The sequence below is a fragment of the Pseudobacteriovorax antillogorgiicola genome (genome assembly GCF_900177345.1).
Taxonomy (GTDB): Bacteria; Bdellovibrionota_B; Oligoflexia; order Oligoflexales; family Oligoflexaceae; genus Pseudobacteriovorax; species Pseudobacteriovorax antillogorgiicola.
In genome coordinates, this window is sequence record NZ_FWZT01000003.1 from 129,863 (window position 1) to 156,547 (window position 26,685).

Here is a 26,685-nt window from a genome sequence, read left to right on the forward strand (position 1 = left end):
AATGTTGTCTGGTTAATTAAGGTCGGGTGTTATCCGATACGATAGGAGAAAGTCTGAGCCAAAGATTGTGAATTCAAAGTCGTGTTGAGGGTTTATGACAACTGCACTGAAAATATCTAATTACCCGAATGAAGACTGGGCCTTTGATTTACTTAAAGTCGGTAGCTGGGAGTACTGCCCAACCCAGCAAATTCTGGCCTGGTCGCCTCAGACTTATGACATCCACAATATTCCACGAGACTCCGAGATCGATGTTGAGCAAGCTATGGCATACTATCGTGAATCTGATCGGGACGTGATTCGCCAATCGATCCAAGAGTGCATTGAGTCGGGCAAAGACTACGATCTGCAATTAGCCATCGTCGATAGCAAAGGAACCGAAAAAGTCGTGAGAACCATGGGCCGAAGGGTCTTAAAACCCAACGGCTCCTACTGTATCGAAGGGATCATTCAAGACATTACGCTTCTCGTCAAACTTGAAAAGCGAGTGGAGAACGCCACCAAAAAGGCTCATGAGTTTTCTAGCCTTCTTGATAAAACCGCAATCGTCGCGGAAACCAATACCAGAGGCATCATTACCCATGTAAATCAAAAATTTTGCGAAATCTCCAAGTTTGATGAAGATGAACTCATTGGTCAGAATCACAATATCCTTAACTCTGGCTTTCATTCTCGTGAGTTTTTTAAAAACCTATGGAAGACCATAGGCTCGGGTCGGGATTGGCGAGGAAAAATTAAGAATAAGGCAAAGGATGGTACATATTATTGGGTTGATACACTCATTCACCCTGTTAAAAATAGCAAGGGGCAGATCCGAAAATACCTTTCCATCCGCCATGACATCACGCAAGAAAAAGAACAGGAAGAGATCAACCTAAAGAACTCAAGGTTGCTTGCCATCGGCGAGGCGTCAGCGCAGATTATGCATGATGTCATGAACCCGCTCGCCGTGATCCAATCGACGGAATACCTCCTCCGTCAAGCATCCACCCAGGAAGATCCTAGCAAATTGATTAATAATATTGCAGAAAAAATCGATGAAAATGTCGAACGTATTAAAAGTATTTTCAACGATATGAGAAGTATCTTGGTGGATGAGCTGGAGCTTACTACCGTTGACCTTAAAGACATCATCAATGAATCGGTCGCCTTAGTTGACCCGATCCGAGAAAAAGCAAACGTTACCATTGAAAACGATGTAAGGTCCAGTTTTCATATCGTCGGCAATCGCAACCTGCTCATGCAAGTTATGACCAACCTCTTAAAAAACTCCATTGAGGCCATCGAAAACCTTGGAGAGAAATGGATACAAATTGAGGCCATCGACATCGGAAAATACACATTCATCCGCGTCATCGACTCAGGTCACGGCATACCCAAAGAGGTGCAAGAGCACATGTTCGACTCATTCTTCACAACCAAGCGAGACAAAGGCGGAACCGGTATTGGCCTTGGACTCTGCCGAAAAATCATCGATCTGCACGGTGGTGAGCTTAAGATCAACAACAATAACAAAAACACTGAGATTGATGTCGTTTTTCAAAACAAACTTGGTTCACCAAATCCATAGTCACTCCCAATTTAAGCCACATCCCGTGAACGCAGGTCTCTGACGATATCCCGAATCTCATCCGGTGAAAACGGTTTTTCAATAAACCCTTTCACCGAAAGCTGTTGACACTTATCCTTGAGAGAATCGATCGACGTTCCGGAGATTACATAAATGGGAGTCTCCGTCGGTGAGATCTCTTCAATGAACTCGATACCACTTTTATGAGGGAGATGAAGATCCGTGAGTACTAGGTCAGGCTTTTTCGTCATAAATAGACTTAAACCTTGATCACCATTCTCGGCTTCAAAATACTTGATACTCCCATCGCCGATGCAGTCGATCAAATATTCACGAATTGCAGCTTCATCGTCCACGATAAGTACCTTAAAGGCATCCATGGCCTCGTCTGTCATCTTCACCCGTGGAATCAAAAAGGAGAATTCACTCCCCTTCCCTAACTCACTTTTCAGTTCAATCCCCTGACTTCCAAGAAGTTTTACCAGAGATTGACTTATGGTCAACCCTAGCCCGGTGCCAGCAAGTTTTTGGCTATTTACATCATGAGCTTGACCAAATCGCTCGAACACTAGCTTTTTCTTTTCAGGAGGAATACCCCTACCGGTATCTCGAACTGCAAAGCGAACTCCATCACTTTCTTCACTGATACAAAGCTCGATCACGCCGTTCTCGGTAAACTTGCAAGCATTCCCAATGAGGTTAATGAGGACTTGCTTCAATTTTTGCTGATCACTCCAAATTTGAGGTTGATCCCCCGAAAGTGAAATTTGAAATCTATTGGACTTTTTAATCGCCAATGGCTCTACCATCGTTTGAATCTGTTTAGCTAGGCCTTCTAAGGAAAAGTCTGTGGCGTTGACCTCAGCTCGACCATCTTCTATTTTTGCCAGATCGAGCACACCATTAACAAGCTCTAACAGATAGTATCCCGACTTTTTCATCACATTGATAGCTTCATTGAGACCATCAAATTCACCATCCAAGATATCTTCTTCAGCTAGCTCCGCATAGCCAATGATGGCATTGAGCGGAGTTCGCAACTCATGGCTCATATTCGACAAGAACACGCTTTTTGCTCGACTTGCGACCTGAGCTCGATCGCGGGCCTCGATCAATTCCTCGGTCACTTGTTTGAGTCTGGTAATATCGCTGGCGCTGCACACGAAACCACTTAGATTGCCGCTCTTGGTGTAGAATGGGTTGGTGAATACCAGCATCGTGACCCTGGAGTTACCAACTGCAAAATCAATTTCAGTTGATTCTAAGGACTTAAAGCTATCAAACGTTTGCGGAATACCGTTGGAATCTTCGATAACATCGAAGAACGATAGACCGAGGCAATTTGCGGCATCCCACCCGAGGAGCTTCTCTGCGTGACGATTGATATGTACGATATGCCCCTCAGTAGAAACAACGATTAGGGTTGTGGCAACAGTGTTAAATACTTTGTGTAGAAAGTCATGATTTTCCAGCTGTATCTTGTATGCTTCTTCGATCATCTGATCAAGTTTAATCTGCCTTTGGGCTTGCTCTAGCTCTTCTTTCAGCTGCACATCGAGTTGAATCAAGCAAAAACCGTTGCCCTTGTGCTCTGTTAGCTTGATCTCTGGATGTTCTCGCCAGCCAAGTCTTGTTCGATCCAAACGACCGAACTTAAGAGGAAGATTTCTTCGAGAGACAAACTCTTGAAAGTTCTGATTGCAACAGATAAGGCTCAAGGTAACCCGATCGACAATCGCCGATGGGATCTCTGTATGATCGATGAGTCGTTTGGCAAAGCTCAGTTCAGACACAGGTTAAACCTCTTCGTTTCCTCTCCTATCGTCTTCCCCACGCCAGAAAACATTACTTTTTAGGCAGTTCCATAGACATTTTGGAACCTACCTGCCAAACACCTTGTCATCAATTGGTAAACTCTAGGTCGGCAGATTCAACCACTTTTCCGTCGATTCCAGCTATAAACTCCGTATATTGTACGCTAACGCTATCGGAATCCGGTAGATCGGCCGCCGTACTTAAGGCATAGAGGCGAATCGTATACTCATGGGTTGCATCTCCTGGAGAACAGGGAGCAGTGTAAGCTGCTTCGACGTTATCCTTATCGCTACCTAGAGTTCCTACGCCTTCTGTATTTCCTTCAGACAGAGAGCTAGTGTCCGAGGGGATATTCCAAAGCAACCAATATGTGCTTGGATCATCTGTTTCTTCATTGGAATTATCAGGATAGTGATACATCATCAAGGCGAACTCGACAGCCGTCGACGGAGATCCTGTCCAGGAGAGAGGTGCTGAAATGCCACTTCCACCATCCCGAGTACACTTTAGCTCGTCTGGCAGTGTTCCACCTGTGAAAGCAGAACTAGTTAAAGTGAACGTAGACGTTTCATCAGAATCATCGTCCTCCGTGCTGGATGTGGAGTCATCATCTGAAGAGTCGTCACCACAAGACGCAACTCCAAGGCCTAGAGACACATACCCAAGCAAGATTAATATTCTAAAAAAATTACCAATCAAGTTTAACTCCTTTTCCCAGACTCTGCTCAATTAAAACTTAAAGCTGACGGTTGCCTGCTTACCAATGGTTTTAGTATTCGCTCTGATAAAAGTCACGATCATAGGACCTAACTCCGAAGGTAGGTCTAGCTCTGCACTGAGGACCTGATTGGCCACAGCATTCGTCGCAAAGTACCTGATATAATAGTGACTGCCTTTCTTTTCGATCAGCCTAGGCTTTAAAAGAACCTTTTTCTCATTGATAACTAGCTTGGTCGATTCCAGAATCTTGTCATCTAATTTCCCGACAGCGAACTTATTTGTCCACTGATTTTCATGGATTCGTAGCTCTAACTCTAATGCCCCATGCCGAGCGGTGATTTTCGCGGAATTTTCCTTTACTGTATGAGCGTAGGTTCCATAGCTAGCAAGGAGCAAGATCAAAGCCGCGAGCGATTTCTGGTAATATAAGCGACTATTCACGGCAGTACTCCCCCACAACGACTTCACCATTATTGGTTACAGTTCTGGTTTCAAAATCATAGCAATTAGCGGTATCACTCTCGCTATACTGCAGATAATATGTTTGATTCTGATAGGTATATTCCAAACGAGTGCCCCCATTGCTGATGGTATGAGTGAGATTGGTAACTCCACCTTCCGGAGGACGACCATCCGTGCGCCCTTGCATGGGAGCTACTCTTGGTAACACAGAATCATCGATCTCTCCCCGAAGACACTGAAGTATATAAGGAGCCACTTCCGACGTGTGATAGCGATAGCCATAGATCTCGTCTGACTTACCATTACAAGTATCTAGCTCTCCTGTTGTTATCGTCGAACCATCTGGGTTATTGTTGCCGTAAATGGGGTAACCATCGTAGGCCCAACCTATAACAGCACTATCCCCAGAATTGGACATGTTCTCAATCATACAAGTTGGACTCGCGTGATAATGGTAATCATCCCCTCGCCCAGCGTGCCCTCCACAATTATCGAGTTGCCCTAGAAGTGTTGTATCAACGGCTTCGTCGTAGGTTTCTACATCGAGTTCTCCAGCAGCAGAATAGTCATAGATAGGAACTCCATTGACGGCGACTCCTAAAGCCGCATCAATGGTGGTGAGATTGCTTGTGCCTTCAGGACTAAGTTTTATGGGTGCACTATAGTCCTTAGCCGGAACTGGGATCTGTTCGTTTGTTCCAGTGATACCATTCATCAAATCGTGGTCGGGATAGGTATCGGAAGTAATATATGCATAATTATCATCGCAAGTAACCGCAACGCTAGTGAACCCCGCATCGTCTACTGAAGCAGTTACAGCTTCGCACCTTGTATCGAAACTTGTCCGCGTATCATAGGCTTCAGCAGCTTCGGAATCGGAAGTATCATCAGTCGAATCGCATCCGAATACGATACCGATGCATATTGTGAACATTATCAAAGCTTTTGACATCGAGCCCTCCTCCCAATCGATGAAATCTAGTTCGGTACAATTATAGATCTATTGAGCGTTAAATAGGTAAGATCTACCGAGTCGCAATTGGGAGGATTAAACTATTGTATTTTAATAGTTTTCTGGCGACTCCAAAGAAGAATCCGCCAGAATGCAGCTGACGAGAAAAGAGGGGAAACGTCTTTCCCCATGCCCTAGTATGCTACTGCTGCCATATGATGTTTGTTGGGTATTCCATTTCGAATATAGTGAATCTTTGTCTGATATTTTAATGCCCGAGCAATAATCGCCGACCGTGGATTTTCATACTGGTAGCGATCGCTGGGGTGGTTATGATCGTGGAACCAATCCAGCTGCTGAATAAAGAGATCACGAGTTTGGCCTGTTCGCACCAGGTCCAAGACTTGATAGCCGTCTTTTTCTAAGCGTTTACTTGCCATGCTAGACTCGGCATCATTCAATTTTCTGTCGACGATAATTTCAAGAATCTTTTGTCCGAGATCACGGTTGCTTTCTCTCTCTTTGGGCATACCTAAGTAGTTATCCTTCGAGATGCGAAGGTCGCTGTTCTGATGAATAAACTCTAGACACAGGCGTTCATCTCCCTGCATAAAGACATGCCTCTCCGCGTCGATATTTGATCGAATCAGCAGACTGATGATCTTCAGCCAGTAACTTCGGTTGTTGTCTTGCTGGGAATTCTGACGAGATCCATAACCAAAAACGTCAGATTGTGATCTTTTCTCGATATCTGGCGCTCCGCTCCGATTGCGATCTGTAGTGTCCATAAGTTTTTTAAAATGAAAGTCTTCAAGGCTATCGCCAACGCTTGTTCTAAGGCTGTCGGGAATCGATATTTTCATCCCCTCTAGCCGAGTTCCCTGCCCTTCGAGGAAACTGGGATTTTCTGGGTCGAGTTGTAAAACAATATATGGCTCGGCCGCCCATTCGTTATAGACCAGAGGTTCAAGTTCGGCAAAAGGAGCAAATGACACATAAGATGTCATGCTATCAGCGATAAAGGTTCGAATCGCTGTTGATTTATTAAAGTAATAAGCAACGGTAAATGGGGCAGGTAGTGGACTCGCTTCAAGTTTTCCTGCAATCAGGGCCTCTAGATCGTTTGTCGCTGCTTTGAGGGCCTCCGCCCAAAATGGATCTGGATCGTCGCTCAACCTCTCTTTGGCCGCTGCTAAGGTGTTCTTTCGCTCAATTTTTAATTCGTCTTCGTCGTGCCCAGGAATACCGAAAGGTAAAAATAGGGAAACGAGTAAATTTTCCTGATCCATCGTCGCTTCAATGACTTCTAAATTGTTCATATCTGTAAACTTCATAAAAAGGGTTCCTTTACCAAAAGTTGAATCGCTCTCCCTAAAAACCTTCGAAGCAAGGCCCGTGCCGGCAACTGCCTCCAGAGGTAGCACCACCAAGGAAAGCCGTCGCTAGAGGGTATTCAATGCTATTCGATAGGGAGAATCCCGCTATTCTGCTAGCAACCTGTATGAGTCTACCTACATAAACCAACCATTGCTGTTTCAGAATACCTTCAGTATCTGCTGTACCTTGATTTTCTGTGCTAGAATCGCTAGCAGTAATAGGGGTGCGAATTTGCATCCCCGTAAACTTGTACGGCAGAATTAAAGGTGGTAGAGATGAGTGAAACGTATTCCTTTAGTCAAAATGTGAATGATATCTTTGTTGCTTCAGCCAAGCTGATGAACATCTCCCAGGATGTGATCGATCAGATCAAGTTCTGTAACAGTGTGATCCAAGTAAAGTTTCCTGTTCGCCTCAATGGCTCACTTGACGTTTTTACTGGATGGCGGGCAGTCCATAGTGAGCACCGACTGCCGGTCAAAGGAGGTATCCGCTATGCCCTCGAAGTCAATCAAGATGAGGTCGAAGCTCTTTCCGCATTGATGTCCTATAAATGTGCGATCGTTGATGTTCCATTTGGAGGTGCTAAAGGTGGTCTTTGCATCGATCCAAGTCGCTATAACGATCAACAGCTCGAAAAAATCACCCGCGCCTTCACTCGCGAGATGACAAAGCGATCTTTCATCAGCCCGGCAGAAAACGTTCCTGCTCCAGACATGGGCACCAATGCTCGAACCATGGCTTGGATAGCTGATGAGTACCGAAGTCTCAGGCCCCAAGACATCAATGCTCTAGGCTGTGTCACTGGAAAGCCGGTTGAACAAGGAGGAATACGTGGCCGTACGGAAGCCACTGGACGCGGAGTTTTTTTCGGTCTTGAGGAACTACTCAACCAAGACGAATTTATTAAACCATTTGGAATAAAGCCTGGAATTAAAGGCAAGACTGTCGTTATCCAAGGTTTTGGCAATGTCGGTTATCACTCGGCTAAATTTCTAGAGGAAGCAGGCGCAAAGATTATCGGCATTGCTGAACGTGATGGATTCATTCTTCGCGAGAGCGGATTCAACGTCGAAGAGATTCATAAGCAGTTTCTAAAAACCCGTTCTGTGCGGGATATCCCAGATGTAGACTACTATCAAGATTCTAAGAAAGGACTGGAACACCCTTGTGATATTCTGATACCAGCCGCACTAGAAGGCCAGATTACCGAAGAAAATGCTCCTCGCATCAAAGCTAAGCTTATAGCAGAGGCTGCCAATGGCCCGGTCAGCACAGCCGGTGATAAAATCTTAAACGAAAAGGGTATCTTAGTTTTGCCAGATGTCTACCTAAATGCAGGCGGGGTCACAGTTTCCTATTTTGAATGGATTAAAAACCTATCTCACATTCGGTTCGGCCGCATGGATCGAAAGCTCGAAGATATGCGCGGCAAAAGAGTTTTACAGCTATTTGAAAAACTTCTTGATAAGCCGATACCTTCTGAGATCGCACAAAAGTTTAACTTCGGTGCTGATGAACTAGAAGTGATTAACTCCGGACTTGAAGACACGATGAAGAATGCCCTTAACGAGATTATTCAGCTAAAAGCTAGCCGCGATATGCCTGATCTTAGAACAGCAGCATATGCACTAGCTGCCAAGAAGATCGCACGCTACTACGAAATCATGTCTTTGTAATTGTAATAAACGAAAAGGGGGCTGTGCAAGCGCCGCTTACACAGCCCTAAGGCCAAACATGGCAATCACGCGGTGACGAAGGACATCATAGAACGTAGGAGAGGTCTACTCAGCCTTCTCGAGTACGTAGATCAAACCATTTTCAGGATCTTGATAAATCAACATATGCTTGTCGTCTAAATCTATATATTCACCAATGATAATCAGTTGAGAGAGATGCCTCTCATCTTGATCATTGGATCGTAATTCGTAAGTATGCTCAGTTACCATTGGAGTTAAGCGCCGCATAAATCCGCCACCACTCATTCCCCCAGCAAACAAAGGCTCAGACAGAACAACAAGAAGAGATATTTTTTTGAATGAAAGCTTCATATATCAATGTCCTCTATTCGATTGGGATTTACATAGTTTGTAAAGTTCACGCCATACCAGCAAAGCTCACCGCTTGCATCAGAGCTATCTAAAATTTTCTTCAGGTCTCGATTATATCGTTCCATTAAGTCTCGAATTCTCTGAAGATCGTTCTCGGAAATATTTTCCGCAAACATAAAAGCATTTCCTCCTTTACCAATATTGTCGTCATCAAACATCGAAACAAGATGTGGTACGAAGGACATTATTTTTCGAACCGATGGAAAGCTAACAAAAGATTTCTTGGCGAGATATCTGCCGTTATCATACTCCACGAAATTTAAATCATACAAGTCTTTTAATGCCTTAAGGTGTGTTTTTCCATATAAGCGAGCGATATTTTCACGGCTAACCCCAGTTGTGATGCATAATAGATACACTACAAAATATTCTGTTTTTTCTAAAAGTTCGTAAAGGGTATCGTCACCATCATCTTGATTGGATCTATCCGCTCCCAGAACTTGAGTAAACACTTCTAGTAATGAAGGTTGGTAGGTCGCAAGAATTTGTCGAGTGCGATGACTTCCGAAAACCATCAGCAAAACCGGCACAAGTTTCTCAATCTGCGGATTGATGACATTGTTGTAAACCGAAATCAATGTCGAATATTTAACACCAGCTTTCTTTGCGAGTGAGTGAATAGATCTTTGCTTTGGTTTCTTGCTTAGCCATTGGTCTATGCCTTCTTTTATAAGAACTTGAAGCTCCATATCAGATCCTTTATCCCATGTGGTGTTTTTTCTGTTTTAAAAACGATGAGCTTAGTCTTTTGTTTTTTGAAATTTATTTCAAGATCAAAAACACATAATTATTGTCAAACGTAATGCGATCGATTTTACTTAGAAGCAGGGACAGAATTATTTTGAATCTTTGGTTTCCCTTTTTCTAAAAGGCATTTTGTGATTTCTTTGGCGAGATATTTCACACACAATGCGAACGTAAACTTTCGAGGAGACATGGGTTGATCAGCCAACAAGAGGTGATAGAAATCGCTTTAAATCTTATCGGGTCCACGAAGGCCCTTTCAAGATATCTCGACACATCAAATGATAGGATCGAAGATTTCTTGAACAACAAAGAGGAGATGCCGCTATCACTCTATTTGCAGACTCAAATTCTCATCGAGAAGGAAGTTGACGCAAATATCGAGAGCTATTTCAGTGCCGACTTCCACGATTCGTTAATTCTCAAGCATGTTCGCAAACGCCTCAATTTATCTTACGAGGATATGGCCCGCATACTGGGTATTCATGGTGAAAATGCGATACAGCTTGTTAAGCTGATGGAAAACGGCTCGATCCCAATGATTGGCCCCATACTAAAACTTTTGAAGATTCTGGACCAATCATCAAGTCGAAATCAAATCAGCTCCTAAATCGATTTTAAAATTAAAATCGAATGTGAAGATTTAGGCAAGCCAGCAAACGAAAGTTAAGATTGCTTATCTTCTGTTTAACAGGCCGGTATTTGGATGCATCAAAGTTTGAATTATCGTATCAAAGATCCAGATTTTTATTTTTGAAAACTTATTGCATTTGGATCAACGATAAAGACGGGGATATTTAATGACAGACTTTCCAAACGAAACGACGACTGCTAGCCGACGTCGATTTATAAAGAATGCTATGGCCAGTGGTCTGATTGCTTCTTCAGGGATCATCAAGCTCGAAGGCTTCACCGCCTTTGCAGCAGAGCAGGAGTTCGATGTCGTTGTCGTTGGCTCTGGAGCTGCTGGAATGACAGCTGCTCTAAAAGCTGCCCACGAAGGATTGCGCGTGGTCTTAATAGAGAAATCTTCTAAGTTTGGAGGCTCGACCGCTCGGTCTGGGGGTGGTATATGGATTCGAAATAACGAAATCCTCGATGAGGTGGGGGTGCAAGATACTCCCGAAGAAGCTTCTGCATACCTAGCCGCAGTTGTAGGTGATGATGTTCCTCAGGCTAAGCAGGCAGCTTTTCTTCAAGCAGGGCCAGAAATGATTTCGTTTGTCCGGCAAACGACTCCTCTCGATTTTCGTTGGATGAAGGATTATTCTGACTATTATCCCAATTTCTATGGTGCCAAGCCAGAGGGAGCTTCCATCGAACCAGAGATTTTCGATGGATGCATGTTAGGTGAGGATCGAGACCTCCTCGAACCACCCTATATTCCCACACCTCCTGGAGTCGTTGTATTTGGTGGAGATTACAAGTGGCTAACTCTAGCAACCGTGACCGGCACCGGCATCGCTACAGGAGCCAAGGCGATTGGTCGTTTTGTTAAGGCCAAAGCACAGGGAGTCGATCCACTCACCATGGGCCAGGCACTAGCAGCTGGGCTTCGCGTTGGACTAAAGCAAAAGGCAGTCCCAGTGTGGCTTGAGACTCCGCTCTTAGACCTAAGCCTAGATGAAAAAGGCCATGTGAACGGAGTCGTCGTTGCTCATAAGGGCGTGAATACCTTACTAAAGGCTAAGTCGGGAGTCATCCTAGCTACTGGTGGATTTGAACGAAATCAAGCTATGCGTAAGGAATATCAAAAAGGCCCTATTGGTATCGATTGGACTTTGGGTAGCCGGGCTAATGAGGGTGAAGGCATCCTTGCTGGTGAACAAATCGGCGCTGACCTCGAACTCATGGACGATGCCTGGTGGGGACCAACGATTCCTCTTACAAAAGATGAACCTTACTTTTGCCTTTCAGAGCGTTCTTTACCTGGAAGCATCATTATTAACGGTAGCGCTCAGCGGTTTGTCAATGAGTCGAGCCCCTACCACGACGTTGTCAATGCAATGTACGAACAAGACGTTATTGATGGCGAGCTCCCCATCTGGATGATTACCGATCAGAACTATCGCAATCGCTACCTGTTCCGTGACGTTCTCCCAGCCCTTCCCTTTCCGAAAGAATGGTATGAAAGTGGAGCAGTCACCCGATCATGGACCCTTAAAGGTTTAGCAAAAAAAATCAAACTATCTCCTGAAGCACTTGAAGCAACAGTTGATAGGTTCAACAACTACGCAAAAGAAGGAGTTGATCCCGAGTTTGGCCGCGGCGAGAACGCCTACGATCGCTATTATGCTGATCCCGGTGTAAGCCCGAACCCAAGCCTAGGGGGCATCTGCCTACCGCCGTTCTATGCTTTCCGTGTGGTGCCAGGAGACTTAGGCACTAAGGGAGGCTTACGAACCGACGAACGATCACGGGTGTTACGACCCAATGGGTCTCCTATCTCAGGATTATATGCTGCTGGGAATGCGAGTAGCTCTGTTATGGGACGGAGTTATGCTGGTGCTGGATCAACGATCGGCCCGGCCATGACCTTTGGTTTTATTGCTGCAAATGACATGGCACAAGCTGCAAGGCGAGACGGAAGCAATCCAAGTTAGGTCTCCGGAGCATAACGATCTTAGAAAATAGCTGCGAGAATAGCCTCGCGGCTATTTTTTTACCTAATTCACGCCATTAGTACACACAAAAGTTCGGCTCTGAAAGAAATTATTGTAAAACAATCAAATAGTTCCAATCTTTCATAGGCATTTTTCAAACAATATCGTATGACTATGTCCAGCTCATTTTGCCATCCATAGGCAATTTGGCACCATGTCGAGTCAATCATGGAAAGGACATCACCGTGCAACGCAAAAAACACTGGCTTGCAATTGCTGCAGCCACCTACTTAAGCTCATGCGCTACCACAGAAAAACAAGTCATCCCGGCAACGGGTAGTGAGCAGATTGCTCAAAACACTCTGATTCAAGAATGGCAAGGCCCCTACCAAGGCGTACCAGCCTTCGATAAGATGAATCTCGATGATCTGATGCCAGCGTTTGACTATCTTACTGCGCAGCACCTAGAACGAATTGATATGATCGCTAGTAACTCCAAAGCCCCAACTTTTGAAAACACCATTGTGGCTCTTGAGAAGGCTGATCGGGATATGGGTCGGCTTTTTACCTACTACGGAATCTGGGCAGCTAATAAGTCGTCCCCAGAATTCCGTAACATTCAACGGCAGCTAGTACCTAAACTTTCTGCTTACAATTCTAAAATCACTCAAAACCAGAAGCTGTTTGATCGCGTTAAAGCAGTTCACGAAAGCAAAGCTGTCAAGCAAATGGGTCAAGAAGAGCAGCGCCTTGTATCCCTGGTTTACGATCGATTTGCTCGCAATGGCGCTACGCTGAATAGCAAGGACAAAGAGCGTTTTGCAGCAATCAATCGCCAACTCGCAGAACTCTACGTACAATTTGGCAATAACATTCTCGCTGACGAAGAAAACTATATTCTTTATCTTAAGAAAGATCAGCTTTCTGGATTGCCAGAGTCTTTTGTAAAGAGTGCATCCGCAATCGCAGAGAAGAATGGCAAGCCTGGACTTTACGCGATTACCAACACCCGTTCATCCATGGACCCTTTTCTACGCTTCTCCACAGAGCGTGCCCTGCGGGAAAAAGTCTGGAATAACTACTATAACCGCGGCGATAACAACGACGAAAATGACAACAATCAGATCATCTCTCAGATCTTGAAGCTTCGTCACGAGCGGGTCCAGCTTTTGGGTTACAAAAACTTCGCTAGCTGGCGCTTAGAGAATCGTATGGCGAAGACTCCAGAGCAAGCGGAAGCATTGCTCTTAAAAGTATGGCCAGCAGCGATCAATCGTGTCGAGGAAGAAGTTCGAGACATGCAAGCCATCGCAGATGCAGAAAAAGCGAATATCAAGATAAAGCCATGGGACTATCGCTTCTACGCTGAAAAAGTGCGCCTGAAAAAGTACGATATCGATTCTAATGAAGTGAAGAAGTACCTCCAGCTTGATAACTTGACTGACGCTATGTTCTATGTTGCTGGCCGCCTTTTCGATTTCCGTTTCACCCCAGTGAAAGAAGGAAGTGTGCCGGTATTCCATCCCGATGTGAACGTCTGGGAAGTGACAAAGATTTCCACTGACGAACACGTTGGCTTATGGTACCTCGATCCCTATGCAAGGCCAGGCAAACGTTCTGGTGCTTGGGCGACCAGCTACCGAAGCCACACCAATATGGATGGCAAAGCTACCAATGTGCTGTCTTCAAATAACTCAAACTTTGTTAAAGCAGCGCCGGGTGAACCCATTCTGGTGTCATGGGATGATGCCAATACATTCTTCCATGAGTTTGGTCATGCCCTGCACTTCTTAGCATCCAACGTTAAGTACCCAACACTCAATGGCGGTGTCCGTGACTATACCGAGTTTCAATCGCAACTCCTAGAGCGATGGCTGTTGACTGATGAAGTCATCAATCGCTATTTGAAACACTATAAAACTGGCAAGCCAATGCCAGCTAGTCTGATTAAAAAGATCAAACAGGCTTCGAACTTCAACCAGGGGTTTGGAACAACTGAATATTTAGCATCCGCTATTATCGACTTAAAACTCCACACTACTGACCCAGAAGGTATCGACCCTCGCAAATTCGAAAAGGAAACTTTGGCAGGGTTAGGAATGCCCGAAGAATTGGTGATGCGCCATCGTACACCACACTTTGGCCACGTCTTCTCCGGCGAAGGCTATGCTGCTGGCTATTACGGTTACCTTTGGGCTGAGGTACTTACCTCAGATGCAGCAGAAGCGTTCCAAGCTGCCCCAGGTGGTTTCTATGACAAAGATCTTGGTCAACGATTGGTGAAGTACCTTTTTGCTCCACGCAACGCCATAGATCCTAACGAAGCCTACCGTCTCTTCCGCGGTAAAGACCCTAAAGCAGAGTCTTTGATGCGAGACCGTGGCTTCATCGACAGCCACTAATTTCTAACTTTTCATGCAAAAACCCCCTGCGGATCGATTCCGCAGGGGGTTTTTAATTTTTGCGCCTCGAACTTAGATGCCTATAGGCGAGATTCCGTCACCACCGATCGCAGAAAGGTCTGCTTTTCCAGAAGCTGACATGCCATCAGCTAGCTGACGCCACAAATTGCGATTGGTTTGACCATTGACATTGATAATGCCACTTTTTGAAATCGCGCCACCAAGACTACCATAAACCGCACAAGGGATGTTAGCGGTAGGGTGACCCGTGCTGAATCCACCACTAGGGCTATCTGCATGAGCACCACCCTCACTCATATAGACCACAGCTGAGCGATCAAGGATGTTGTAGTCACCTTCCGACAAGCGATTCGCAAGCTTGGCAACACGGCTTTGAACTCCTGAAGTAAAGGCCTTAAAGGAGGCGCCACCATCTTGTCCACCATTACCGTGGATTAAGTTATGCTGAGGATCGGTGTTGTTATTTAAAAAGGAAACCACAACAACCTGAGCCATATCACAAGCCATCAGTTGATAGGCAACTTCAAGCATGTCTTCATGCTTTGCTTCCACGGAGCTACCACCGCTGAGTGGAGCATTTTTATTACAGGTAGCCGCTTCAAATCTGCTTCCTGGCTCTCCAGCACCACCACCGCCGTTGGAGTTACCCGGATCGGAAGGGTTGCCACCGCCATCATTACCGCCACCATCGCTACCATTATTGCCATTCTTCGCTTCTTCTTGCTTTACAATTTCGGCATAATGATTCTGCAAGTGGTGCAGGTAGTTATCGAAAAGCTCCTTATCTTGGCCTAGAAGACTCCTCAAACGCTTCACATCATCGAGACAAGGGTCAAGCATATTCTTACGGCCAGACTCAATCAATGCTAGATCATAGCTGTTAACACTCTGCAAGGAGCGCCCAAAGAACGATCTCATTGCTAACGAAGGATCTTCGATCGCATTGATGGGGTTACCAGCTGAGTCGATAGCGTAGTGGCGGTTGCCAACATCGATACCAAGGTATTTAATATCGTTATTGGAAAGTCCAAGGCTGGTAAAGAACGATGGAACCCGGCTCTTCTGGTCTTTTGAGAAACTCAAAAGGGACATCTCACCAGCATGCCAATCACCATGAGCCCTGGTCACTTCAAAGTCGAGACCTTGCAAGATTGCCGTTTGCGCTTTAGCTTTAGAGCCTAATCCCATTTGTAGGGCTGCCGCAGTATCCTGCGAGTTGTGATGACCGTTAGGATTGGTACAGATTAATATTTTCTTTCGTCCTTCCGCACCAAATGCTCTGGTTGACTGGAAGGTTCGCCATAAGGCTGCTGCTACTAAAGTGTGGCTAGCGTAATTAAAAAAGTGTCGTCGCGATAATTTTGTCATGATCAGGCTCCCGATTATTTAGTGTGCAATGAACGTTGTACAATCAGCTCAACAAACAGCTTGTCAAATTCCAGTTCCGTACTGATGGATCGCTTGTAGGCGTTCGCAATCGTACAGGTGTCCTGCTCCTTCTCTAAACGTCCATAAACCATTCTGAAGGCCTGAACAGCCAAGCAAACCTCGACCTCCTTCGTATCTTTTAACGTTTCACTGAGACCAGCCACTCCGGAAAAAGGCTTTCCGTTCTTACTTTCCATAGAAACCAAAAGACTTCCTGGAAGGTTGGCCATCACAGCGAAGCCGTGATCATCCTGGGTTCTGATGCGTCCGTCAGATCCAACGTTTTCCATACCAAAACCTGGCCCGTTGACTACGGAATGGCAACCGGCACAGGTGCCAAAGTTTGTCGCTTCATCGAAAGCATCAATAACGCTTTTCTCTTTATCAAACTTCGTATTCGCAACCACATCCGCAATATTCTCTGGTGTTTCTAGGGTTTGACACAGAAACTTCTCCATGATTTCCTTACCGCGCTTCGGTGGGTTAGTGGTTTCCAAGTTACTAGATACCACAGCAACGCTCGGCTGGGACGCCAGACCTTTTCGATCTGCGGGGAACTGAAGTGGCATCATCCCATTGGGCAGACCATCTACATTAGAGCTGCTGGGGCTTAGGTTATAAACGTTAGCAAAGGCCTGATTACCAACAGTAAAATCAGCATCGAAGATATCCGAGAACTTATTTTGACCAGAACGGACAAGATAGTATAGGAAGCCCGCGGACTCCTCTTTCAAGCTCGCCTTCACATCATCAGTGATATCCATGTTTCCAGCAGCAGCAAAGTCTTTGCGATCAATTTTCTTAGTGGTAAGCCATGCTTCAGTGAATCGCTTCACTCCATCATAGAACATTGGATCTGCAATCATAGCTTCAGCCTGAGAGCGAATTGAATTAGCAGAGTTCAAGCGTCCATTATTGGCCAGACTCACTAACTCAGCAGATGGGGGCCCAGCCCAAAGGCTATCAGCAAGGATCGAAGCCACTTCCCAGCTATCGAGCGTACCGTCAAGGCCAAGTTGCTTTCGATAAAGAAAGTTATGGGATAGCAAGAGCCGTTCAGCAAGAATCGCAAAGCCGTCAGCATCTGCGCCGAAGGTATTAACGTTAGCCATCTCTCGTTGAATGGTCTCCCCGTCGATTTTCATCCGCCAAAGTTTTGGCAGATTTTCTTCTAGCCAGTCTTGGATACAAGCCTTAGCATCCTTGCCACAGTTGATCACATTAGCGGCAAGTTCCTCTCTCACCTGCTTGGCAACCCGACCATTAACATCGAGGTATCGCTCCAGGCGTTCTTTCGAAAGTTTGTTGAATTGGCTAAAATGATCAAAGCCTAAGACTTCCACGGTGTCAGTTGGCAGGTTAAGCATGAGGATTTCATCATCAAGATCGATTCCAAAGGCATCCTCTGCACCGCTAATGTATTCCTGAGCCGTAATCAAACGAACCTCTGGCCTGCCTTGAGACTCAGTGCAGCTATCCTTGCTAATATCGTTTAGGATCATACCAAAGATGCCGTTCTGCATCTCGGCGTCAAAGCTTTCAGCCTCCTTGGTAGAAACCTCTTCGAACTCTTGATTGCCCACCTTTGCTCCAGATGGCTTATCATCACTATTCCTAGTAAGAAAAGCGCCTGGTCTTTGAGAGCAGGATTGATTGAGAGCGCCCATTCCCAAACCAATCATAAGTGCGTTTATAAGAAATCTATTGAGAGCCATTCGTATCCACTCCGTTATGTTTGCTACACAGACAACACCGTGACTATGCAAACGTCACACCCAAGTTTTACCCCCAAGGCAGATTTTTTATTCCCATAATATCAGTTATTTATAATGTGATAGGCGGGAGGGCCAGATGGTAAGAATTGGTATCTGGTTCACAGCCAGAGCCCATAATTAGTAATTTTTACGATATGTTATATAGATCGACACAGTTTTGTGACCTCAAATATACGCGCTTTTCCCAGGATCGTCCTAAGTCCCTGTTTTGAGGATACCAGCTGCTATAGCCCCACCATGAACTAACTGGCCTGAGAGGGGCTTTCTTCAAACTTGTCCAGAAGGTCGTTCAGAAATTCATAGAGATCGTCTGGCGACTTCAGATAGTATTTCGAAAACGGATTCTCGGAACCAATATGAATTGAAATATTATGATCGATATGGACCCGATGCATATCTTCATCGGTGGTATCATCACCAATAGTCAAGAAGCTGTCTTTTTCTGACGACCACTCCAAGCTCTTGAGAAGGAATTCAACGGCAAAGCCCTTATGAACCAGGCTTGGTCTTATCTCGACAGTCTTATTACCATGATAAACGGACCAAGACGTCTTGTTGAGCATTTGCTCTAGGCTGTCAGCGAGAATATGAGCTTGTTGATCAGCAAAATCAGGTTCTGATTCTCTGTAGTGCCAGACGATGCAAGTTTCCTTAGCTTCGATGTGACTTCTAGGAACAACCTTCTGGCACGACTCTAGCAGATCTAGAATCTCAGCTTGGAGAGATTTAATATCACCACCTGAGAACGCAATAGATTTTTCCCAAGTTCCATCTTCTGGAAAGCGAATAAAAGAGCCGTGTTCGGCGGCAATAGGAACTTTATAAGAGGTGAGGTATTCATCGCAAAAATCCTTAGGTCTTCCAGTGACGATGGCAACATCAAACATGCTGCTAGCCGCCAGTCGCCCCATAAAGCGGTCAAGTCTTTGATCGGGTACTGCCATCTCTGGTCTATCTTGGATAGGAGCAAGAGTTCCGTCATAGTCAAGAAATAGATGAATTTTCTGCTTTGAACTTAGCTTATCGATTAAGTCTTCACGATTTCTTTGGTTAAGATAGATCGATTTGGATCGGGCCCCATCTTCGTGTTGTGACCATGCCTCTAGGTAATTCTGAGCCCAATAGCGATTATCATGCTCCTCCATTCTTTTTCGGAGGGCTGTCATTCTTTCCTGACGTTCCTCACGCCCCATCTGTAGGGCCTTATTGAAGGTATGAGCAACATTTTCTATATCGTAGGGATTCACCTGCAAGGCTTCTCCCATCTCGCTGGCTGAACCAGCAAACTCACTTAGCACCAAGCAGCCGTCTGAATCCGTTCGCGATACAACATACTCTTTGCAAACAAGATTCAATCCATCTCGTAGGGGCGTTACCACCATAACATCTGCTTTCTGATAGAGATCGATAACCTCAGCAGTAGGAATGGACCGAAAGATATACTCTACTGGTATATAGTCGGTACTTGAGACTTTACCGTTGATATTGCCCACAAGGCGTTCAACTTGATTCCGTATCTCTGCATAGGAATCAACATCTTGGCGGCTGGGAACACAAATTTGTGTGAGCCGTGCTTTGCCGATATATTCAGGATAAAGGTCTAGAAACCGTGCGAAGGAAGTCAATCGCTCAGGAATACCTTTAGTGTAGTCCAAGCGGTCAATTCCTAAAAAAGTAACCCTTTCCTTATCACTCAGCTTAGCGGGAGGTGGTGTCTCCTGCGGATGGGGTTTGCTAAAGGCACCGAAATCAACTCCCAAAGGATGGGCGCTGACTTTGATCGATCGATCGTCGTGATTGATTTCGTTGATCTTGGTTTTTGCTCCTAGGACTCGCTTCACCGTTGCCATGAAGTGCCGGACATAGTCGTTGGTATGGAATCCTATATAGTCGGCTCCGAGGAGACCACACATCAACTCCTGTCTTCTAGGAATCGCACTAAAAATCTCGCTTGATGGGAATGGAATATGGTGGAAGTAGGAGATCTTCAACTTGCTATCATGCTCTCTCAAAATCTGTGGTAAAAGCATCAATTGATAGTCATGAATCCAGATCCAATCGTCTGGTTGTAGTATTTCGATGATTTTTTCCGCAAACTGTTGGTTAACCTTCTGATAGGAATCCCAATGATTGTCTGAAATACTCATCGACGCGAGGAAGTTATGAAACAGAGGCCAGAGTGTGTCATTGGCATAGCCACTATAATAACGATCATAGATATTAGGATCTAATTCAACATTGACAAAGCCTTCATCGAGAAGTTTCTTTGTGAGTTCCTGATCCCCATTTTCAATCTGCCCCAAGTGCCCAACCCAGAGAGAGTCAGCTTCGTGATGGATCACATTGAGACCCCTTACCAAGCCGCCACTGCTTCTTTGCAAGGTTGGTTCCTGGTCATCGTCCCCCTGTCGGATCGAAACAGGAAGGCGATTGGATACTAAAATTTGCCTTTTGGGTTTAGTCATCGCTAGGCTCATCCTCTAAGTATAAGATTCCTCGATTAGGGAAAAGGGTAAACACAGCATTAATCAAGCCTACGTGAGAGTATGTCTGTGGAAAATTACCCCACAGAGTACCTGTCTTGGGATTCACATCTTCACTGTACAAACCAAGGTGATTATTATGCTGAAGGAGTGTCTCCAATAGCTCGATCGCTTCCTGCCGCCGATCAAGGTGAGCCAGTGCTTCGACCAACCAGAATGAACAGATGAGAAACGCGTTATCCGTTTTGCCAAAATCATCCGCTGCGACGTAGCGATGGAGCAAGCCGCAAGGGTGAGATAAATTCTCGCGAATCTTGTCTACTAACTGATGAGACTTAGGATCCTCTTTCTTCAGATAACCCATGTTGATCATCATCAGCAACGAAGCATCAAAGTCGTCGCCACCGACTGCCTGGGTATAGGAACCTACAGTTTCATTCCAAGCATTTTCTTCAATAAAGGATTCGATCTTTCGCCTGAGATTCGAGCAACGACTTTTCCGGTCATTTTGCTTAGCATCAGCAAATATTCTTTCTCCTACGAAAAGACCAGCCCAATTCATAAGTAAGGTAAATGTATGAATCTGAGCCTTGCCACGAAACTCCCATAGGCCGGCGTCAGGAGATATCAGGTAGCGTTCGATCTGATCGATAATTTTATCAACCACATCCAGGGAAACAATTTCTTTTTCTAATGAAAACCGTTTATCGAGAAAGATTGGGCTAATAGCCAGCAAAATCTCACCGTAAACATCATATTGAAGATGCTCATAAGCCTGATTGCCAACTCGAACAGGAGGATTGCCCAAGTAGCCATCGAGATGCTTGATGATATTCTCGATCAGGAAACCATTGCCATCGATGGCATAAACAGGTTGGATGAAATAGTCTTTCTGACGAGAGTCTTCCACTAAGTTTTGCAGGTAGAGCACGAATTTTTCCAACTCTTCAAAATGAGTCAAGCGCCTCAACGCCGCAAGTGAAAACATCGCATCCCGAATCCAACAGAATCGGTAGTCCCAATTTCTTTCAGTTCCTTCCGCCTCGGGAATACTTGTGGTGGTTGCAGCGATGATCGCGCCAGTATCTTCGAACTGATGGAGCTTGAGCACGAGAGCCGAGCGTATCACTTCAGCTTGAAACTTGGTGGGCAGATGGCAGTGCTTCACCCAGGTTTCCCAGTAATGACAAGTTTTTTCCATGAAATGGAGGCAAACTTCTTCGAGATCGGCCTCAATGGGTTGACCGAAGGTCAGAGCGAAATAAAATGGCCGATCCACGACAAAACTCTTCTGGCAAGAAATATAGGTTAAAGGTGCATTGCTGGTTAAGCGCATGGGATATTCATAACCTGCAAATGCTATATGATTCGACCCCAAAGTCTGAGGGCTACTTTTTTCGCCGTAGTTAAGCTTGGCATCGATCTGAACCTTGCAACGCGGTCGCCCTTGAAGGGGCCTGACAATGCGTATCAGAGTCTTGGGCTTAAAGTAACGGTTGTACTGCTGAAATCTCGGGGCGAAGTCGATCAGTTCGAAGGAACCATTTTGGCACTCGAATACCGTACGTAGGACATTGGTATTGCCCATATACTCCTGCCGCCCTGCACCACCCTCTTCGGAACAGATTTGAAAGCTTCCGCCACGGTCACGGTCTAACAAACTCCCAAATATGAAGTTCGAATCGAATCGAGGCCAACACAACCACTCAATATTCCCCGATCTGCTGACAAGGGCACTGAATTGGCAATTACCAATGATCCCAAGATCCAAATTTGATGTTTCTTTTTTGCTAGTCATCGATACTCCACTGGCAGTCAGGCATTAGGAGATAAATATTTTGGGGTGTCTGCTTCCCTAGAAAACTCGTAAGATCCCAAGATTCCGTTCCCTGTAAGCGTCACTGTTAACGACCAAGGGATCGGTATTATTGATCTCAGGTTTAGATATTTTCGAAAATACCTAATTATATAAATGAGATTAGGCCCTAGGCAGGATATCAATGACACCCCGACGCATCCGAACACGGCAGGCGTGGCTCAGCATTGGCAATTACGGATAAGGAATTAGGTTTTATGCAGCTGGAGTGAAGCTATCATCATCTGCAAGGGATTCTTCTTCCACTTCGCGGCTTGGCTGCTGATTCTTATGAGTGGCACTTATCGGAGCTGCGAGAGCTCGGCTTGGGGAGCGTCGCTTGAGGCCTTGCCCCATAGTAATCGAGAGGAACTGATCGCGAATTTCTCCGAGCTTATCGGCTGTAACATGAAGACCGTCTGCCAGCAACTGCGATTGCTGGGCTTGCTGTTGATTCGCCTGCACCGATCGATCAATTTCTTCCATCGCACTTGTTACCTGCACAACCCCTTGCCGCTGCTCACGAATGGCCGAGGCAATATCTTTGGTAGACTCTAAAACCTGGCGAATATTTTGGGTGACTGTCGCAAACACCGATCGGAAATTTTGAACGTTGGTCTCTGATTGACCAACAACTCCTTGGCTTTCTTTGATCAAGCCGGTAATAATCTCTCGGGAATGGATAATCAAGCGATCGATTTGCTCCGCAGCTTCACCACTCACCGAGGCAAGTTTAGTAACTTCCTCAGCGACAACTGTAAAGCCACGGCCCTGTTCCCCCGCACGAGCTGCCTCGATGGAGGCGTTCACTGCCAAAAGTTGCGTTTTGAATACAATTTCGTTAATCATTTTTGTCTTAGTTGAAATTTCTTCTACAAGTTTGATAATCTCGTTATTTTTTGCAACACCCTCACCGATGCGATTAAAAGAATGGTTCATGGTTTCTAGCTGTTGGTCCGCTGTAGAGAGCTGCTCCAGAACTTCATTGGACCGATCGACGACGCGATCTACCAAAGCTGAATTGGTGGAAAGGGTGCTATTGATCTCTGAAACGGAACTGGCGTTTTCTTGTACCGCAGCTGCGCTTCTCAAAACATTTTGAGACAGTTTCGTTGTTTCTTCTTTCATCGAAGAAGCTGAATGCTCTAAGTTTTGCGTTTGATGATAAAGACTATCGACGGATAAAGTAATAAGCTGAACAAGCTTTGTAACGAGGAAAGATCCAACCAGCAGGGTGATGCCAATGAGCAGCAAGGCGGCAATCACGATGGCTGTTACAAGCTCGCTGATACTTTGAAAGGCCTCACCTTGGGTGATTTCTGCCATCAAAACCCATCGGTGGTTAAGGACATCAACAGGAACGTAGGCACTGATCACCTTCTGGCCTTCATAGTTAACTCCGAGTTGAACTCCTTGGTTGCCGGAAATTCCCTCTCGGATAGATTCAGATTCGATTCGAGAACTTTCTGGATCGCGGAAAGCACGGCTGAGGCTCCGTTGCTCATTATGAAAACTGTTGCTACGGGGTAGACCGTCGCTCCCCACAAGATAGGCTTCCCCAGTCTCACCCAAGCCCGCCCGATCAGACATGATTCTATTAAGGCGATCGATTGGCATTTGAAAGATGAGCACAGCTACGGTTTCCCCGTTTGAGATGATCGGCGATGCGATAAAGCTGGCTGGGTCTCGATAAGACGGCAAGTACGATCGGTAGTCGGTAAGTGTAGTTTGGCCCTTTGTAGAGAAGTTTCTCGCCTTTCGAAACACTTGCGCTATCCCAGTATCTTTGTAGGGACCATCAAGCAGCGATGTGGCATAGTCAAGCTCCTTGAATACCGAGTAGATGATATGCCCCGTATCCCGATCTGCGATAAAGATGTCGTAATATCCAAAACGTTCTAGGAAATTGCGGATTTCTGGATGAACCGAGCGATGAGTTTTAGCGTACGCCGACTGATCTCCCTCAGCAGCATCAAGAAGGTGCTTCGACCCTAGGGGGTGGCTGTTTTTATATATGTACTGGTATTGCAAAGCCACTGCCCGCGCCGATAAGTTCTCCCAAAGCGCTTGAGAATTCAGGTTCTCGCCACGATTCTTCGCAGCATACTGCTCACTGAAATCACCCTCGTAATATCGACTTAGCTCGGTGCGTTGTTTTTCAATATCTTTTTCTGAAAACTTATTATCTTTTATATAATTATTAAAACTTTTCTTAAAAGATAGTGTCGCTGCTACCACCGCATCATTCTCCGCTAGTGACTGGACCTGATACTGAATGGTCTGAAAGTAGTCCTTAACTGCGGTGGCCTTATTAGTTTTAACCGCTTCCAGGGATTGCTCAGCTAGTGATGTTATGGAATCCCGAGACTGCCAATAAACGATGATAGATGTTGTGACCACGGGAACTGTGACAGCACATACAAGCCCCAAAAGTATTTTTTTCTTCAGCGTCATGACATTTTTCCTTTCGAATTCTAAGTAGGAATCGGTCAGTTACAAATTTAATTCTTTGATTTTTGGTAAGAATCTCTCTTTTAAACTTATTGACAGCATAAGCTTCCCAGCTTTAAGACACCCTTGGCTCATTGCAGATCATGAGGCGATAGTTATAACTTCAAATCCCATCATCAAATATCAGATAGATGAAGACGACATTCGGTTTCACTCCCCGTAGTCTAGGAGGCGTAAGAGAAACATTATTTACTTCATGGGAGTTATTATGAAATTACTTGGAACTGTTGCATCACTTCTTTTGGCTAGCAACCTTATGGCGGGAGTCGATGTCCGCTTCTCAGGCTCTTGCGCCGATCAAGGAGACTTCGATGCCCAGGGAGCCGATGTCGAGTACTTCGGATTAGGTCTTGATCTATTTGGTGAAAACAAAGCCGAGTGCGTGATCACAACAACGATCCCAGCGAAGCGCGGCTTTACCATCAATGTTAGCGACTTTAAAGCAGAGGGTTTCGCTCAGGTTGAAGGCAGCGGCTTCGCTAGCATGTTTGTCAATCATCGATTCAACGGCCAAACAGTTCGCGGAGTTCGAGATTTCACCAACAAAACCGGCAATCTTCTGGTTGCACAAAGAGCCATTGGTGTTTCCAAGTGTGATAGCAAAGTCGTTCTTCGCACCAAACTAACTACCACAGCTCGCAATGCGGACCTTTTCCAAGACAGCGCGCAGTCCAACACTGTTCGTTACAAAATTCGCTATGTTCGCTGCCGCTAGGCCCACGATTAAAATCTATTGATGAGAGAGGAAATGAGATGCAGAAACCTAGCTTTTTATTCTTAATATTGTTGTTAAGTACAGCGAGTCAGGCGGAAAACACCTCGTTTTCTCTCAATCCAGAGAAAAGCTGGTGCCAACCGTGGCCCGATTCAAACGATAGCCCTGAGCCCATTGCAGACACCGTCAGTTTTCCACAGACCTGGAAGCTAGACAAAGACCAAGACCTACTCCTCATTAAATGTCGGCTTTCTTGGCTACCCCTCCTTCCATATCTACGCGATGTCCAGGGAGGTAGCTTAAAAATATCTGGCAGGCTAGAAAGCTCTCCAGACTTTGAAGCAAAGGTACGCTGGCAATACCGATACTTTGGCAGTGGTGCTCAACCAAGCATGGAAACCACCCTGTTTTCTCATGGTGACTTTTCTTGGGACTGGCCGGCTGCATACCAAACTGATGAGCTTGGCTGTGTGCCACCGTCTCGTCTGAGCGCAACGTTCACAATTGTGGTCAGACGGACCAACCCGCAGAACAACGATGTCGCTGCCATCACTGTTAATACAATTAGTCCGCAGCCCCTTAACTACCAAATTTGCCCTGAAAGGTGAAACCAATGACAAAATCTATACTACTTAGTTTTATATGTGCAGGAATGCTTTCCTCTTCAGCCTTTGCAGGAGGATTTCGAGTCAACTTTGACAAGGATTGTCGACACGGCCAGTTCGATGCTCAAGAGGGTGATATTGAGTTCTTCAATCTCAATATTGATGTCGACAAGTGGAAGATCTTTCAATCAAAGACCTGCGATATTACAGTTAATATCCCCATGCGTCGCGGCTACTATATTGTGATCAATCAATTCCAGGTGGAGGGCTTTGCCGATATCAAAAAACGCGCTGGTTTTGCGAGCCTAGCACTCAAGCATAAGACTAGTGGTGACTGGATATTTCCCAGAAGAGATCATACGCGGAAAGATGATGCGTTGCGAGTGACTCAGAAGTCCCTAAGCCGCTCTTCGTGCTCTAAGTCGATTCAATTTAAAACAAGAATTGAAGTCAAAGCGTTTAACGCCTTGTTCTTCCAAGATGCAGCACAATCTCAGATTTCTAGTATCAACTACGAGTATCGCGCTTGCTAGTCA

At 45.5% G+C, this 26,685-nt stretch carries 20 protein-coding genes; 8 read left to right on the forward strand and 12 right to left on the reverse strand.

Annotated features, from left to right (window positions below; genetic code table 11):
- The first annotated feature begins 94 nt into the window (after positions 1-94).
- Positions 95-1,570 (forward strand): sensor histidine kinase, encoded by a 1,476-nt coding sequence (locus B9N89_RS05070; RefSeq protein ID WP_132316185.1) that lies wholly within the window; start codon positions 95-97, stop codon positions 1,568-1,570.
- A gap of 11 nt (positions 1,571-1,581) precedes the next feature.
- On the opposite strand, the gene B9N89_RS05075 is transcribed toward B9N89_RS05070, so the two are convergent.
- The 5 genes from B9N89_RS05075 to B9N89_RS05095 form a co-directional block, all read right to left on the reverse strand.
- Positions 1,582-3,363: an ATP-binding response regulator gene (locus B9N89_RS05075; RefSeq protein WP_132316183.1), complete on the reverse strand. Its 1,782-nt coding sequence runs from the start codon at positions 3,361-3,363 to the stop codon at positions 1,582-1,584.
- A 109-nt stretch (positions 3,364-3,472) separates the two neighbouring features.
- Positions 3,473-4,084 (reverse strand): YbhB/YbcL family Raf kinase inhibitor-like protein, encoded by a 612-nt coding sequence (locus B9N89_RS05080; RefSeq protein ID WP_159455154.1) that lies wholly within the window; start codon positions 4,082-4,084, stop codon positions 3,473-3,475.
- 30 nt (positions 4,085-4,114) lie between these two features.
- Positions 4,115-4,546 carry a hypothetical protein gene (locus tag B9N89_RS05085; RefSeq protein ID WP_132316179.1) on the reverse strand — a complete coding sequence of 144 codons (432 nt, stop codon included), beginning with the start codon at positions 4,544-4,546 and terminating at the stop codon, positions 4,115-4,117.
- Positions 4,539-5,519, reverse strand: coding sequence for a YHYH protein (locus B9N89_RS05090; RefSeq protein WP_132316177.1), 981 nt, complete (start codon positions 5,517-5,519; stop codon positions 4,539-4,541). The genes B9N89_RS05085 and B9N89_RS05090 overlap by 8 nt, the downstream gene beginning before the upstream one ends.
- Positions 5,520-5,713: 194 nt before the next feature.
- Positions 5,714-6,853, reverse strand: a complete 1,140-nt coding sequence (locus tag B9N89_RS05095) for a hypothetical protein (protein WP_132316175.1) — start codon at positions 6,851-6,853, stop codon at positions 5,714-5,716.
- Positions 6,854-7,171: 318 nt separating this feature from the next.
- Between B9N89_RS05095 and B9N89_RS05100 the strand changes: the two genes are divergently transcribed.
- Complete coding sequence (locus tag B9N89_RS05100; protein WP_132316173.1) at positions 7,172-8,575, forward strand: Glu/Leu/Phe/Val family dehydrogenase; 1,404 nt, start codon at positions 7,172-7,174, stop codon at positions 8,573-8,575.
- Between the two features lie 105 nt (positions 8,576-8,680).
- On the opposite strand, the gene B9N89_RS05105 is transcribed toward B9N89_RS05100, so the two are convergent.
- Positions 8,681-8,947, reverse strand: coding sequence for a hypothetical protein (locus tag B9N89_RS05105; RefSeq protein WP_132316171.1), 267 nt, complete (start codon positions 8,945-8,947; stop codon positions 8,681-8,683).
- Complete coding sequence (locus tag B9N89_RS05110; RefSeq protein WP_132316169.1) at positions 8,944-9,696, reverse strand: hypothetical protein; 753 nt, start codon at positions 9,694-9,696, stop codon at positions 8,944-8,946. The genes B9N89_RS05105 and B9N89_RS05110 overlap by 4 nt, the downstream gene beginning before the upstream one ends.
- Before the next feature lie 251 nt (positions 9,697-9,947).
- Here B9N89_RS05110 and B9N89_RS05115 point away from each other — a divergent pair, with 251 nt between their 5' ends.
- The 3 genes from B9N89_RS05115 (at position 9,948) to B9N89_RS05125 (ending at position 14,756) form a co-directional block, all read left to right on the forward strand.
- On the forward strand, positions 9,948-10,361 hold the full coding sequence (locus B9N89_RS05115) for a hypothetical protein (RefSeq protein WP_132316167.1): 414 nt from the start codon (positions 9,948-9,950) through the stop codon (positions 10,359-10,361).
- 190 nt (positions 10,362-10,551) lie between these two features.
- Complete coding sequence (gene kstD / locus B9N89_RS05120) at positions 10,552-12,354, forward strand: 3-oxosteroid 1-dehydrogenase (RefSeq protein ID WP_200820669.1); 1,803 nt, start codon at positions 10,552-10,554, stop codon at positions 12,352-12,354.
- A 323-nt stretch (positions 12,355-12,677) separates the two neighbouring features.
- Positions 12,678-14,756 (forward strand): M3 family metallopeptidase, encoded by a 2,079-nt coding sequence (locus tag B9N89_RS05125; protein WP_412535399.1) that lies wholly within the window; start codon positions 12,678-12,680, stop codon positions 14,754-14,756.
- A gap of 72 nt (positions 14,757-14,828) precedes the next feature.
- Here the strand turns inward: B9N89_RS05125 and B9N89_RS05130 are convergent, their stop codons facing one another.
- From B9N89_RS05130 to B9N89_RS05150, 5 genes are all read right to left on the reverse strand, one after another.
- Positions 14,829-16,145, reverse strand: coding sequence for a DUF1552 domain-containing protein (locus tag B9N89_RS05130; protein ID WP_200820671.1), 1,317 nt, complete (start codon positions 16,143-16,145; stop codon positions 14,829-14,831).
- A 14-nt stretch (positions 16,146-16,159) separates the two neighbouring features.
- Entirely contained in the window at positions 16,160-17,920 is a 1,761-nt protein-coding gene (locus tag B9N89_RS05135) for a DUF1592 domain-containing protein (RefSeq protein WP_132316165.1), read from the reverse strand.
- 302 nt (positions 17,921-18,222) lie between these two features.
- Positions 18,223-20,445, reverse strand: coding sequence for a bifunctional alpha,alpha-trehalose-phosphate synthase (UDP-forming)/trehalose-phosphatase (locus B9N89_RS05140; RefSeq protein WP_159455156.1), 2,223 nt, complete (start codon positions 20,443-20,445; stop codon positions 18,223-18,225).
- Complete coding sequence (locus tag B9N89_RS05145) at positions 20,438-22,261, reverse strand: glycoside hydrolase family 15 protein (protein WP_132316161.1); 1,824 nt, start codon at positions 22,259-22,261, stop codon at positions 20,438-20,440. The genes B9N89_RS05140 and B9N89_RS05145 overlap by 8 nt, the downstream gene beginning before the upstream one ends.
- A 273-nt stretch (positions 22,262-22,534) precedes the next feature.
- Entirely contained in the window at positions 22,535-24,772 is a 2,238-nt protein-coding gene (locus tag B9N89_RS05150; RefSeq protein ID WP_132316159.1) for a methyl-accepting chemotaxis protein, read from the reverse strand.
- A gap of 265 nt (positions 24,773-25,037) precedes the next feature.
- Between B9N89_RS05150 and B9N89_RS05155 the strand changes: the two genes are divergently transcribed.
- The 3 genes from B9N89_RS05155 to B9N89_RS05165 are packed head-to-tail and all read left to right on the forward strand — an operon-like array spanning position 25,038 to position 26,682.
- Positions 25,038-25,544: a hypothetical protein gene (locus B9N89_RS05155; protein ID WP_132316157.1), complete on the forward strand. Its 507-nt coding sequence runs from the start codon at positions 25,038-25,040 to the stop codon at positions 25,542-25,544.
- Between the two features lie 38 nt (positions 25,545-25,582).
- On the forward strand, positions 25,583-26,152 hold the full coding sequence (locus B9N89_RS05160) for a hypothetical protein (protein ID WP_132316155.1): 570 nt from the start codon (positions 25,583-25,585) through the stop codon (positions 26,150-26,152).
- 5 nt (positions 26,153-26,157) lie between these two features.
- Positions 26,158-26,682: a hypothetical protein gene (locus B9N89_RS05165; protein ID WP_132316153.1), complete on the forward strand. Its 525-nt coding sequence runs from the start codon at positions 26,158-26,160 to the stop codon at positions 26,680-26,682.
- The last annotated feature ends 3 nt before the right edge of the window (positions 26,683-26,685 follow it).